Source organism: Nonomuraea sp. NPDC005650, from assembly GCF_040605375.1.
GTDB lineage: Bacteria > Actinomycetota > Actinomycetes > Streptosporangiales > Streptosporangiaceae > Nonomuraea.
Genome location: NZ_JBEXCR010000044.1, coordinates 106,340 through 117,663, shown reverse-complemented (window position 1 = coordinate 117,663; position 11,324 = coordinate 106,340). Strand labels below are relative to the sequence as shown.

At 67.8% G+C, this 11,324-nt stretch carries 15 protein-coding genes and 2 pseudogenes; 5 read left to right on the top strand and 12 right to left on the bottom strand.

The features are described from left to right. Positions 1 to 253: 253 nt before the first annotated feature. Positions 254 to 418 (top strand): annotated as a pseudogene (locus ABZS69_RS51825) (hypothetical protein); the annotation flags it as partial. Positions 419 to 422: 4 nt separating this feature from the next. Beyond that, positions 423 to 614, top strand: a complete 192-nt coding sequence (locus tag ABZS69_RS51820) for a hypothetical protein (protein WP_355387867.1) — start codon at positions 423 to 425, stop codon at positions 612 to 614. A gap of 636 nt (positions 615 to 1,250) precedes the next feature. Here the strand turns inward: ABZS69_RS51820 and ABZS69_RS51815 are convergent. Continuing rightward, complete coding sequence (locus ABZS69_RS51815; protein ID WP_355387846.1) at positions 1,251 to 1,664, bottom strand: pyridoxamine 5'-phosphate oxidase family protein; 414 nt, start codon at positions 1,662 to 1,664, stop codon at positions 1,251 to 1,253. 238 nt (positions 1,665 to 1,902) lie between these two features. Here ABZS69_RS51815 and ABZS69_RS51810 point away from each other — a divergent pair, with 238 nt between their 5' ends. Further along, positions 1,903 to 2,226, top strand: coding sequence for a hypothetical protein (locus ABZS69_RS51810; protein ID WP_355387844.1), 324 nt, complete (start codon positions 1,903 to 1,905; stop codon positions 2,224 to 2,226). Between the two features lie 78 nt (positions 2,227 to 2,304). Here the strand turns inward: ABZS69_RS51810 and ABZS69_RS51805 are convergent, their stop codons facing one another. The 4 genes and pseudogenes from ABZS69_RS51805 to ABZS69_RS51790 form a co-directional block, all read right to left on the bottom strand. Beyond that, the gene (locus tag ABZS69_RS51805; RefSeq protein ID WP_355387841.1) at positions 2,305 to 2,982 is read right to left on the bottom strand and encodes a GDSL-type esterase/lipase family protein; all 678 of its coding nucleotides are present in this window, start codon (positions 2,980 to 2,982) and stop codon (positions 2,305 to 2,307) included. A 107-nt stretch (positions 2,983 to 3,089) separates the two neighbouring features. Next, positions 3,090 to 3,449, bottom strand: a pseudogene (locus ABZS69_RS51800) (lipase); the annotation flags it as partial. Positions 3,450 to 3,488: 39 nt separating this feature from the next. Continuing rightward, positions 3,489 to 3,926 (bottom strand): TetR-like C-terminal domain-containing protein, encoded by a 438-nt coding sequence (locus tag ABZS69_RS51795; protein ID WP_355387861.1) that lies wholly within the window; start codon positions 3,924 to 3,926, stop codon positions 3,489 to 3,491. Positions 3,927 to 4,009: 83 nt separating this feature from the next. Beyond that, positions 4,010 to 4,918, bottom strand: coding sequence for an alpha/beta hydrolase (locus tag ABZS69_RS51790; protein WP_355387838.1), 909 nt, complete (start codon positions 4,916 to 4,918; stop codon positions 4,010 to 4,012). A gap of 110 nt (positions 4,919 to 5,028) precedes the next feature. Here ABZS69_RS51790 and ABZS69_RS51785 point away from each other — a divergent pair, with 110 nt between their 5' ends. Continuing rightward, positions 5,029 to 5,445: a MarR family transcriptional regulator gene (locus ABZS69_RS51785; RefSeq protein ID WP_355387835.1), complete on the top strand. Its 417-nt coding sequence runs from the start codon at positions 5,029 to 5,031 to the stop codon at positions 5,443 to 5,445. Positions 5,446 to 5,508: 63 nt separating this feature from the next. Beyond that, positions 5,509 to 5,934 (top strand): DUF2255 family protein, encoded by a 426-nt coding sequence (locus ABZS69_RS51780; protein WP_355387858.1) that lies wholly within the window; start codon positions 5,509 to 5,511, stop codon positions 5,932 to 5,934. Between the two features lie 395 nt (positions 5,935 to 6,329). Here ABZS69_RS51780 and ABZS69_RS51775 read toward each other — a convergent pair whose 3' ends face one another. From ABZS69_RS51775 to ABZS69_RS51745, 7 genes are all read right to left on the bottom strand, one after another. After that, entirely contained in the window at positions 6,330 to 6,656 is a 327-nt protein-coding gene (locus tag ABZS69_RS51775; protein ID WP_355387832.1) for a hypothetical protein, read from the bottom strand. Between the two features lie 298 nt (positions 6,657 to 6,954). After that, positions 6,955 to 7,794 carry an alpha/beta hydrolase gene (locus ABZS69_RS51770; protein ID WP_355387829.1) on the bottom strand — a complete coding sequence of 280 codons (840 nt, stop codon included), beginning with the start codon at positions 7,792 to 7,794 and terminating at the stop codon, positions 6,955 to 6,957. Positions 7,795 to 8,078: 284 nt separating this feature from the next. Further along, complete coding sequence (locus ABZS69_RS51765) at positions 8,079 to 8,474, bottom strand: nuclear transport factor 2 family protein (RefSeq protein ID WP_355387826.1); 396 nt, start codon at positions 8,472 to 8,474, stop codon at positions 8,079 to 8,081. Next, positions 8,471 to 8,728 (bottom strand): hypothetical protein, encoded by a 258-nt coding sequence (locus tag ABZS69_RS51760; protein ID WP_355387823.1) that lies wholly within the window; start codon positions 8,726 to 8,728, stop codon positions 8,471 to 8,473. The genes ABZS69_RS51765 and ABZS69_RS51760 overlap by 4 nt, the downstream gene beginning before the upstream one ends. A gap of 433 nt (positions 8,729 to 9,161) precedes the next feature. Beyond that, positions 9,162 to 10,082, bottom strand: a complete 921-nt coding sequence (locus ABZS69_RS51755; protein WP_355387820.1) for an NADP-dependent oxidoreductase — start codon at positions 10,080 to 10,082, stop codon at positions 9,162 to 9,164. Between the two features lie 48 nt (positions 10,083 to 10,130). Continuing rightward, positions 10,131 to 10,553, bottom strand: a complete 423-nt coding sequence (locus tag ABZS69_RS51750) for a (4Fe-4S)-binding protein (RefSeq protein WP_355387817.1) — start codon at positions 10,551 to 10,553, stop codon at positions 10,131 to 10,133. Between the two features lie 30 nt (positions 10,554 to 10,583). Next, positions 10,584 to 10,892 (bottom strand): GNAT family N-acetyltransferase, encoded by a 309-nt coding sequence (locus ABZS69_RS51745; RefSeq protein ID WP_355387814.1) that lies wholly within the window; start codon positions 10,890 to 10,892, stop codon positions 10,584 to 10,586. Positions 10,893 to 11,324 lie beyond the last annotated feature (432 nt).

Below are 11,324 nucleotides of genomic sequence, written 5' to 3'. Positions count from 1 at the left end.
TGCACAGTCCCGTCACGTTCGAGAGCCTCTACCGGCCCTCAGACACCACTGAGTGACCTCACCTCGGGTGTCCGTGCTACTGGGGGAACCTCAGTGACCGTCCACTTCGAGGCTGTCGGCACGGCGGCGTCAGGTCCGGCCGCGGCGGCTGATTCCGCCAAACGTCGGGTGTGTTCGACGATCGCTCGCCGGGCATGTTCCGCGTTCAGCTCAGTCATTGGATTGTCCTTTCCGTAGGTTCGTTGTGCTGTGTATGACTCGGCATGTCGGTCGAACTCATCGGTCACCTGTGGATCGGCGTGTCAGGCAACTTGCTGATCACGTCGTGCCGTGGGAGACGGTCACCAGCCCCAAGGGAGAGCGGGCCTGGACGGCCGGGCAGCTCCGGGCGGCGCTGGCCGACCTGCCCGACGACGCGCCGGGTGATCGTCCACGTCGCCGGCGAGAGCGACCCCGAGGCCGTAGACGACCAGATCATCACGAGCGCAGGGTACGGCAAAGCTGCCTGGGGCGACGGGTACGGCATGGAGCGCGACCCGGTCTTCGCCCTTGAGCGCCATTGGCACAGCAAGGACCAGTTGCTCATTCGCCCGCAGCGCCCCCGGCGCACGTAGGCCCTCTCCTGCACGACCGGAACCCCCAGGCCCCCGCCACCGCCGAACTGGTCGACGACATCCACCGGCCCTGACAGGGCCCACAGGGCCGCGTTCCACCGAGGGAAAGGACAACCCCGTGAGCCCCACCATCCGCACCATGCTGGTGCCCGACCTGGACAACGACCTGTTGCACGTGCTCAACGAGCTGGAAGAGCTGTTGCTCACCTACTCTGTGTGGGAGAACACCGGCCAGGTCGAGCCCGGCAAGCTGCCCGCCCCGCTCGCCGGCGGCGCCGCGCTCGAGGCGCCGCGGCGGCTCGCGACCGTGCTTGCGCCCACGCAGGGCGAGCGCGCTATCAAGGCCGGCACCACCGGCCGCCTACTCGCCCCCATGGCCCTACGAGTTCGCGCCGCTGCGCCTGGTCGACGTCGACCAGGCCGACGTTCAGGTCCTGGCCGCCGCGGCCCGGGTGCTCGGCGACCCGCACGCGCACGAGCTCGTGCGCGACGGCCTGGAGCAGGGACGCAGACCAAGTACGCCGGAGACGGGCAGCCTGCCTGGGAGAAGGGGCCACTGCCCCTTTCAGGCCAGTACACAGGGTCCGCAACGCCTCAAGCAGGCGCGGAGCGGACGTCTTGACGATGTCTGGCTGTTCAGGCGGAGAAGCGGTTCACCACCTCTGGGTGAACGACGATGCGCACCACGCCCCTGACAAGCCACTCGTCGAGGAACTTCTGGTACTTCGGGTCGCTCATGTCCCAGTATCGTTGGGCGAGACGAGCCGCGAGTTCGGCGCCACCCTGATCGTGGAGAGTGACTGAGCCCTCCACCGCTACCCAATGTTCGGGCTCACCAGACGGAGCCGCGACGACGACGGAAGCACGGGGGTGCTCCCGGAGGCGGTCGAGCTTCGGCGCGTCCGGGAGGGAGAACATGTGCAGGTCGCCGTCTTCGGCTACCTCGAACCACACCGGGCGCGGCGCGGGCCAGCGTTCACCGCGTGGTGCAACGGTGAGGAAGGCGTAGAGCGGCCGTGCGAGCAAGGCAAGATCCTCATCGCGGAACATGACAGCTAGCCTATGTCTCGCCGCTCTCGATTCGATTGCCCCCTCGGCTGCCCTGCCCATGAAGACCCGCCGGCTCGTTGAAGACCCCGTCGGCTTCGGCCCGGCGGCGATCATCGAACTGCAGACAAGGTGGGCCACACCACTGTGCTGGGCGGCCTCGGCCACGGCTGTGCCGTGGCGGACCTCGTCGTCGTGGCTCAGTCCGGCGCCCGCCTGACCCGAGCTCGGCTGAACGCGGATGTCCGAGCCGGCCGAGTTCGCCGCCGAACGTGGACGCACGCTCGCGTCGCTGCTCAAGCTGGTACGGCAGGCGAAGGATGCCGGTTCGCTGCGCGAGGACCTCGTGCTCGAGGACATCAACCTCGCGTTGTTGGCCAACGAGGGCATCCGCGCGGCCACCCCCGAGATGCGGCAGGCCGCATCACGCCGGTTCGCCGCGCTGATGTTGCAGTCGTTCCAGACCCACCCGGTTCGGATGCCGCTGCCCCCGGCGGTTCGGCTACCGCCTGCCCAGGGTTGGGCGTGCGGGCGCCGCGGGAGATCAGGTCCTGTCATGCGGTGACGCGCATGGGGCAGTCACCGGCGTCAAGGGCGAACGCGATCGGGGGCAGGATGCGCCACCGCGCCGTTGCCGAAGCCTTCATGAACTCGTGAACGGTCCCTTCTCGGTGAAGGCGTACCGGGCGAACCACTCGCCGATCAGGCGGTGGGTGGCGGTGTCCGGGTGCAGGGCGTCGGGCAGCGGGTGCTCGGCGGCGTCGTCCTGGCCGTAGAGCGTGGTGCCGTCCAGGTAGTGCAGGTTCGGGTCGTCCGACCGTTGCCCGGCGATCTCGGCCAGCGCGTCGCGGATCACCCGGAGGGTCAACTTGCCCTGCGCCCGCTCCTCGCTACGGCCGGTGGCGACGAACCGGACGTGGTCGGTGCCGAGCGTGTCCGGGTCCACCGCGCCCGGCCCCGGGGTGTCCTCGTGGATGCCGCAGAAGATCGGCGAGGCCAGGACGAGCGGAGTGGTCGGGTGGCCGTCGCGGATCGTGTCGAGGAAGCCGTGCACGGCCGGCACGAAGGTGCGCAGCCGCATCCCGTCGAGGTTGACGACGTTGATGCCGAGCTTGAGGCTGATCAGGTCGGCCTGCGAGTCGCGGATGACACGGGCGAGGAACGGGTCGGGCAGCGCGCTGCCGCCCAACCCGAGGTTGCGCAGGTCGACGTCGCCGAGCCGGGCCGCGACGGCGGGCCAGATCCGGGTGGGCGCGCTCGCGTTCGACCCGTGGCTGATGGAGCTGCCGTGGTGCAGCCAGACGCTCCGTGCCGGCTCCACGGGGGCGACGGGCGCAGGTCCGACCAGAGCTCGATCAGCTCGACCGACTCGTTGTGGGGCAGCCAGATCTCGACGAGCTTGTCGCCACTCGGCAGGTCGCTGAACGTCGTGGTGTGTGACGGGCCGGGGCGCAGCTCGGTGGCGCCCGTGCGCAGGTCGGCCTCGATGACGTCGCCGCCGTCGAGCACGCTGCTGGCGACGGATTCGCCGTCGACCACCAGGTCGACGGCGCCCCGTGGCCGGTCCGCGCCCCGGTAGGCCACGCGCAGGGGGTGGGTCACGAGCGAGACGGTGCGGGCGGCGGTGGTCACCACCACGCGGACGCCCGAGGGCTGGCCCTCGACCATCAGGAGCTGCGGGTCCGGGAACCGCTCCCGGACCCAGCCGGGAAGGCGGTGGGGGCGCAGGCCGCGCGCGGTGCGTTCGAGCTCGGCGGCGCCGTGCACGAACGGCGCGGTCAGGGACATGCTGGGCATGACGTTCTCTTCCTTCTGCTCCATGAGTGCCTACGGGGCGGCGGCCGGGGCGGTCGGCCATGCCCGCAGGAGGGCGTCGAGCGCGTCGATCGTCCTGCGCCACGACACCTCGGGGGCAGGTTCCCTGTGGTCGAAGCTGCCGATGTGTTCCAGTGAGAGGTAGCCGTTGATGGTGCTGCCCAGCAGCCGGGCGGCGTGGACGCGTTCGCTCGGCGGGACGTCGTAGTCCCGCAGGACGGCGTCCGTGAGCGCGACGACTGTCCGGGCGGCGTCGGAACCGACGACCGCGGGCCCCGCCCGGCGCTGGAGCGCCTGCCATCGACCGGGACGATCATGGGCGAACGACCGGTGCGCCTGAGCAAGCCCTTCAAGCGCGGGGCGACCCGCCCGGCCGGCGACGGCCTCCGCGATACGCGCGGCCAGCTCCCCCCAGCGCGATGGTGCTGATCCCGTCCAGCAGTCCGGCATGGTCACGGGGCAGGATCCGCCCCGGTCCGGCGGCTCGGCCTGACGGCGAAGAAACTCGGACGGCGCCGGGGCGACCCTCCGACCTACAGGTTGTCCAAGTAAAAGCCGACGAGCCGGTCTACCGCCGCATCGACGTACTCCGGCTCGTCGTACATCTCGTAGTGGCCGGCGCCCTCGATGACCATAAGGTCTACCGGGTTGGGCGCCAGGTCCCACAGCCGCATGCCCGACTCGTACGAGCCCGTGGTGCCGCGTCGTCCGGCGAGGACGACCTGGAGGGGTTGGGTCATGAGCTCGTCGACCAGGTGGAAGGCGTCGAAGCCGAGCAACAGCGCGTCGCTCCGGGTGAGGCGGCGGTTCGTCGAGTGCTCGTTGCCGCCCCGCTCCGTGCGGTAGTAGGTGATCGCCTGGAGCGTGTCGACGTCGGTCACGCCGAGCGCCTCGGCATCCGCCAGGGTATCGGGCAGCCAGGCCCCGCGCGCCGGCTCGCCGGTGCGGGCCTCTTCAGCGCGGGACTCGGCCAGGCCCTCGAGGGCGGCTGCCGGGCCGTCCGGCTGGAAGCCGCGGAACGCCGCCCCGATGTCGCTCGGGACGACGGTGCCGACCGCCCTGATGCGGTGGTCCGTGCGGGCGGTGTGCACCGCGTAGCTTCCACCGGCGCAGATGCCCAGGACGCCGATGCGCCCTGGGTCGATGCCCGGGACGGCGCCAAGGGCGTCGATTGCGTACGAGATGTCCTCGGAGCGGCGGTACGGGTCCTCGAGGTCGCGCGGCTCGCCGCCGCTGCGGCCCTGGTGCGCGGGGTCGAACACGAGCGCCGCGATTCCCCGGGCCGCGAGACGGGCGGCGTAGTTCGCGCCGATCTGCTCCTTCACGCTGCTGCCCGGTGTCGACAGCACGACGGCGCGCCGCGGCGCGGCGTCGTCGTCGGGGAGGTGGAGGTCGGCGGCGAGCTCGATCGGTCCGCGCGGGATGGTGATGTGCTGGAGCATCTGACGGGTCCCTTCGCGTAGGGTTCGTGCGATAGCCGGTCAGTTCGATGCGATCGATAGTACGATGTTGAACCAATACGAAACTGTATCATCTGGAGGAAGGGGGGCGCGTGTCCATTGACGCCGCACAGCTGTGGACGCTGAACCATCGCCTGCTGACCGTCGTACTGGACTCCTGCAGCACCGAGCTGGCCGAGCTCGGGCTGGAGTCGAAGGAGTTCTTCGTGCTCGCCGAGGTGGCGGCGTCGCCGTACCCGGCAGAGCTGGCGGCGAAGCTGGCAATTCCGAAGGCGAGCGTGACGGTCTACGTGCGCAACCTCGTCGCCAAGGGGTTCGTGCGGCGCGAGATCGACGATGCGGACCTGCGGCGGCATCGGCTCGCGCTGACCGACGAGGGTGAAGCGGCGCGGGACCGCGCGCTCGCATCGCTCGCGACCGAGTTCGACCGCAGGCTGGCGACGATCGCGCCTCGCGATCGCGCCGAGCTGCACCGGATTCTCCTGGCCTTGCTAGAGCCCGCGCAATAGCTCGACCCCTGCCACACTCGAATGGTTCCATTCCACTCTAGTTCGAAACTGTACTAGAATGAGATTGTAGGACAGAGGCTGGGCGTCAGGAGGAATCTCGCGGAAAGCCACCTGCCGCGAACTCGGCCCTGGACCGCTGCCGAGCTGGACCAGCTCGACCGTGTGCCACTGATCCGCGTCGCGGGAGCACGCACCGACGGGACACTACGACCCCTCGTACTGGTCGGACACGTCCGCCTCGGCCAGGACGAGCCCATCCGCTCGCTCGACGGGACGCACCGCGACTGGTACCAAGGTGCGGTCCGTTCAGGGCAGGGCGAGATCGACGTCGACGGGCGACGGTTCGCAGTGGCCTTCATCCCCGACCGCGGGCGTGAAGCGGAGGTCGACCAGGCCCTGCGTTCGCGTTACGGCAACGACTCCGGTGTCCGCCAGATGACCCGCTCACCAGCACGCGAAGCGACACTCCGAGTGGTCCCGCTCGCATGAGCCGGCCGCTCCACGCGATCCTCGTCGGCGGATCACTCGCCGGTCTGGCCGCCTCGCTAGCACTCGCCGACCGCGGGCTCGGCGTGACCGTCCTCGAACGGGCCGGGTACGCGCCAAGGAGCGGCGGCGCCGTCGGCGTCAACCCGACTCATCTCCAGCGCGTCACGGGAGTCGGAGCCGAGACGAACGGGATGGTTTCGCCGCCGAGTCCTGGCAGGGGCTGCACACCCGCCTCTCGGCGGCCGCCACACAGCACCCGAGCATCACGATTCACCGTGGAACCCCGGTGAGCGAGGTCGGCGAGGATCGCCACGACGCCTGGGCACAGGCCTGTCCCGGTGCCAAAACTCTCTCGTAGCGCTGGCCTGCGGTTTCGTGCTCCTCCATGAGGTGGTCTAGAACAGCCTGACCGGCACGATCCGCTGCTGGATGGTGGCGTTCGACAAGCCGGAGCCCGAATCGAGCGCGACGACGTTCGCGCCCCGACGGCTGGGGCGCTCGGTCAACGCCCGCACGAACACGCCGATGTGCGCCCGGCCGGCCGTCACCGGGTCTACGCCCTCGCGCTCACACACCTCCAGGTACTCGGCCAGCCCGCGCGCGTAGGTATCGATCGTCCGCGGCGCTCTTCCCAGATCCACCCAGATCCGCAGCCACTCTGCCGCCCGGGCATGCCAGCCCAGCATCGGCCACTTCTCCTCCAGCACCACCGTGCCGCTCAAGCCATCTCCCCAGTTCCGTGGTCAGAACCGCGGAGACATGGTCATCTCCATGGCCAGATTCCACGTAACTTTTAGATGATCAAACAGATCATGTACGGGCGAGCCGACCCCGACCTGCTCCGCGTCCGTGTGCTGCACGGCTACTGATCACGGAAAGTGGGCCAGACCCACTTTTACATGGCCGCGGACACCCGGCTACCCCCGTTCTCATTGGAAGCGGGGATAGCCGTTCTCGCACGAAGACCGCACCTCGGTAGCCAATGGCCGATGACGAATGCTTTCCGGTCTCGTCGCGGATCTACCCGAGGAAGGAGCGCAGGGCTGAATTGACCTCATCTGCGTGCGTCCAGAGCAACCCATGTGGGGCGCCCTCAATCTCCACATACTGCGCCTCGGGCAAGTCCCGTCGAAAGCGGCGAGCGGTAGCGTCGACGGGTAGGATCTTGTCGGCCGTACCGTGCAAGATCAGAGCTGGCTTGCCGCTGTCGCGGACCGCTTCGATGTCGGTGCGGAAGTCTTCGATCCAAGCGGAAACGACCGCGTAGGCCGCCACGGGGGCACTCGACGTCGCCACGTTCCAGCTCGCGGTGACGGCCTCCTGGCTGATCCGACCACCAAGGTTCTCCTCAAGATTGTAGAAGTCCGAGAAGAATTGCGTGTACCAGGCGTACCGATCACCTTTCGCCGCTGCCTCGATTCCATCGAAGACCTCCTGCGGCACACCCTCGGGGTTGTCGTCCCGGGCGACCAGGAAAGGCTCCAGCGAGGCCAGGAACGCGAGCTTGGCGACCCTTTCATGTCCGAATTTTGAGACGTAACGGGCGACCTCGCCCGTACCCATCGAGAAGCCCACCAGGACGACGTCGCGAAGGTCGAGCGTCTCCAGCACGGTGTTCAGGTCTGCGGCGAAGGTGTCGTAGTCATACCCGGAGTTCACCTTTGACGACTTGCCGAAGCCCCGACGGTCGTAGGTGATGACGCGGTATCCGGCGGCTAGAAGATTTCGCGTCTGGCGCTCCCAGCTGTGACCGTTCAGTGGATATCCGTGGATGAGGACGACGGGCTGACCCGCGCCCTGATCCTCGTAGTAGAGCTCAACCGGCGTGCTGTTTTCATTCCCTACGGTGATGTACCCCATTTATTCTTCCCTTCTTGAGTCGCTGTGGGCGTCGAGGCCCGGAGGATCAGATCCCCTGTGTTCCATGGCGCATATCCGCTTTCGATCCTTCGCCGGCCGACACCGTGACGTACGTTAAGCGGCCGGATCTCCAGACGCACTATCTTCAGATCGCGCTCCAGCAGCATCAGTTCATGCGCATCTCGCCAGCACACTCATCTGGCTCGACCGTGATCGGCAAGACAATCCCTAGCGCCGATCGGCAGAATGGAGCGGCGCGCTAGTACGCTCCTGCCTGCCTGGTGTCAGACCATCGGATTGCCGCTGACTGTCCCGTCGGGAGAGGTGAGGTCCTGGATGACGTCCCAGTGTTCGACGATACGGCCGTTGTCCAGCCGGAAGATGTCGACGATGACGACGGGGTTCGGCGCCCAGCCGTGGACGATGCTGTGGGTGAATACGAGGTCACCCTGCGCGGCGACCCGCTTCGGCTCCCACGAGAAGCCCTCCAGGCCCGGCACCACAGCACGGAGCGTGTCCAGACCGTTGGGCATTTGGGGACTGTGCTGGACGTAGGGCTCAGCCCAGTACCGGTCGAGCGCGGTAATATCCTTCTCCTTGAAGAGTTCTCGCATGGCGGTAAGGACGATTTCGGTGTTGCGCTGAGCCTGGTCAGCCGCGGTATTGCCAGTCATGGTCATGCCTCCTCGATGGCCCCGACAAAGTTGTAGAGAGTGCCGTCGACAGTCACGTTGGAATACAGCGTCCCGTTGGCGAAGTCCTCGACGTGGGTGACGGTGGCGCCGCCGGCCTCGGTCCACGAGTTCAGGTAGACGCCGTCGCGGATCTTTTTCAGGTCGAGCTGTACGGTCTCCGCGTGACCGTCGGGCGCGAGCCCACCGCCCTCCTCGACTACGAAGCTGCCCTGCGTCTGCGAGCCGAAGGTGAACCGCACCTTCAGTGCGCCCAGGTTGAACTTGTAGCTTTACCTACTAGCCGCTCGATCATGACGCTCTCCCACCTTGTTTCCGGACCTCCGACTCTTTAGTTGAACTCTCAAATGGTTGCGTTCATCCCCAGATGTCCCGAAGCATTCGGCGAGTCCGCGGGCCGGCTCATGAAGACCCGGCGCCCGGAGATAGGCAGGCACACCGCGCGCCGTAAAAATGCTTTGCTGTATTTGCCACACAGTCAGGACAGAACCGGCTGCGTGTTTTTAGGCGCCTGGCTTACCCAGGTGCCAAAGCGTGGGGGCGACGATCAACCTCAGTCGCGAGTGAGTCGTGCCGTCATCCGGCCGCCACCTCGCACAGGCCATGGACGTCCGCCTCCTGAACAGCCACGGAACTCGAAGTGCGTGCTGTCGTTGTTCGCGGGGCGTCGCGCCCTTACCCAGGGAGCAGTACGAGCTTGCCGCCCAGGTGCCCCGACTGGCTGACCTCCAGCGCGGCCGCCACCTCGCCGAGGGGGTACGTCCGCTGGATCGGCACCCGCAGCCGCCCCGATTTGATGAGGGCGAGGATGTCCCCGAGCGCTTGGGGCCCGCTCGCTCCCGGCTCTGTCATGTGGATCTGGATACCGCTCCCGGCCGCGTCGAAGGCCACGAGGGAGAGGACACGTTCCGGGCCGCCGGCGAGTTCGATCGAGTCCGGGATCTCACCGCGACCGGATGCATCGAGGACCGCGTCGACTCCCTGCGGAGAGATGCCCCGCACGTGCTCGACCAGCCCCTTGCCGTAGGTGACCGGTTTCACTCCGAAGGAGCGGAGCTGCTCGTGGTTGCCCTCGCTCGCGGTGCCGATGACGTGCACCCCCCGGTCGACGGCAAGCTGCACGGCGAACGTGCCCACACCACCGGCGGCGGCATGGACCAGCAGCGTCTCACCCCTGGTGACCTTGAGCTTGTTCAGCGCTTCCCAGGCGGTGACACCCGCGCCGGCCAGGGTTCCGGCCACCTCCCACGGGACAGAGGCCGGCTTGGCGACGAGCGCGGCCGGGTCGGCGAGCGCGAACTGGGCGTAGGACGGGGTGATGGAGGCTCCCAACACCTCGTCGCCCACGCTGAAGGCGGTCACGCCCTCGCCTACCTGGTCGACCACACCGGCCACGTCGGATCCGAGCCCACCCGGGAGGTCGAGGGGCATCACCTGGCTCATGTAGCCACGCAGGATCTTCCAGTCGATCGGGTTGACACCCGCGGCCCGCACCGCGAGCCGCACCTGTCCAGGCCCCGCGGTGGGCGGCGGAACATCGACGACACGCAGCACGTCAGGGGTGCCGTACTCGGAGAACTGCACTGCGAGGGACATCTGCTCGACTCCTGGTTCTTCTGGGGCACTTACGTGTGAGGGGGCGGATCAGCCCGACGCTGTCTGACCGCATGGCCCCACGTGGTCGCAGTACGGCTGAAGACGGCTCTGCCCGCAACCACACAGAACGACCCTGGTCTCCGCACGCGGGCCTGCCGCCGTGTCCATGCTCAACTCGCCGCGCGCGATCAACTGTCCGACGGAGTTGCGCGTGATCCGCGTGGGCCGGTCCGGAATCTCCGCCCCTCCGTCCACGAGTTCGTACTGCAGCGCACCCGAGGGACAGCGCCGCACCACTTCGGCCAGGCGCTCGGCCTCGGCGCCGTCCGGCCGGATCCACGGGCGCTCACCCGGGTCGAAGACCTCGGGCAAACCGTGGACGCATTCGGCGGCGTGCAGGCAGCGCCTGGCCTCGAATGTCACGGTGATCGACTGGCCCTCGTACGCCTTCTTCTCGGTTCCGCTGCTCATACCGGCCTCCGTCGCTGCCATGCCCGGTGTTCAGTCGCTGACTCTGCTGCGGGACTGATACAGCAGGTCCTGGTACTCGGGGTGCCGGGCGATCCACCCCGCGATGAACGGACAGGTCGCCAGCACCCGCAGGTTCGCGGCGCGCGCCTCGTCGAGGGCGGTGCGAGCCAGCGCTGCCCCAATCCCCCTGCCCTCGTACTCCGGCGAGACCTCGGTATGAACGAACGCGACGAGTTCTGTCGTACGGATGTACTCCGCGACGCCCGCGACCTTGGACTCTCCCTCGACCCGGGCCTCGTACCGCTTGGCCTCGGGAACGTCACTCACTTCCACTGACACGTGTCCTCCATACGCCTTCCGCGTGGGCCTTGTTCCACCAATCAAGTTGATGCATCAACTTGTAAATTGGCAAGCGGGCCTCAGGCGGTGCACCGACATCTCGATGCCTGCAGCGAGCCGAGTACGGGCTGGCCGGTTGACGGCCCCAGCCCATTTTGTTGATGTGTCACCTACATTAGATGTCGGTCGTTGAATCGTCAACTGGTTGCCAAGTCGTCGACCTGTCGACGCTTGCCGGGCGCATGGACACCTGGCCCAAGCCGCCCCCGCTGGAGCCGTCCACGTAGGAGCGCCGGACGCTACGGGAAGCGGGCCGGCACCGGATGGCGGCTCAGGCGTTGATGTTGCGGTACCGACCGTGGCGACGCGTAACGGAAAGTGCGATAAGGAGGCTAAAAGGACACTTTCCCCAACTTGCCGCAAGCCGTGAGG

Coding starts and splice junctions, on each gene's coding strand:
- ABZS69_RS51815 (WP_355387846.1), bottom strand. CDS start 1,664: ATGTTCCGCGATGAGGATCTTGCCTTGCTCGCACGGCCGCTCTACGCC.
- ABZS69_RS51790 (WP_355387838.1), bottom strand. CDS start 4,918: ATGCTCCAGCACATCACCATCCCGCGCGGACCGATCGAGCTCGCCGCC.
- ABZS69_RS51795 (WP_355387861.1), bottom strand. CDS start 3,926: ATGCCGGACTGCTGGACGGGATCAGCACCATCGCGCTGGGGGGAGCTG.
- ABZS69_RS51770 (WP_355387829.1), bottom strand. CDS start 7,794: ATGGGGTACATCACCGTAGGGAATGAAAACAGCACGCCGGTTGAGCTC.
- ABZS69_RS51810 (WP_355387844.1), top strand. CDS start 1,903: ATGTCCGAGCCGGCCGAGTTCGCCGCCGAACGTGGACGCACGCTCGCG.
- ABZS69_RS51765 (WP_355387826.1), bottom strand. CDS start 8,474: ATGACCATGACTGGCAATACCGCGGCTGACCAGGCTCAGCGCAACACC.
- ABZS69_RS51750 (WP_355387817.1), bottom strand. CDS start 10,553: ATGAGCAGCGGAACCGAGAAGAAGGCGTACGAGGGCCAGTCGATCACC.
- ABZS69_RS51755 (WP_355387820.1), bottom strand. CDS start 10,082: ATGTCCCTCGCAGTGCAGTTCTCCGAGTACGGCACCCCTGACGTGCTG.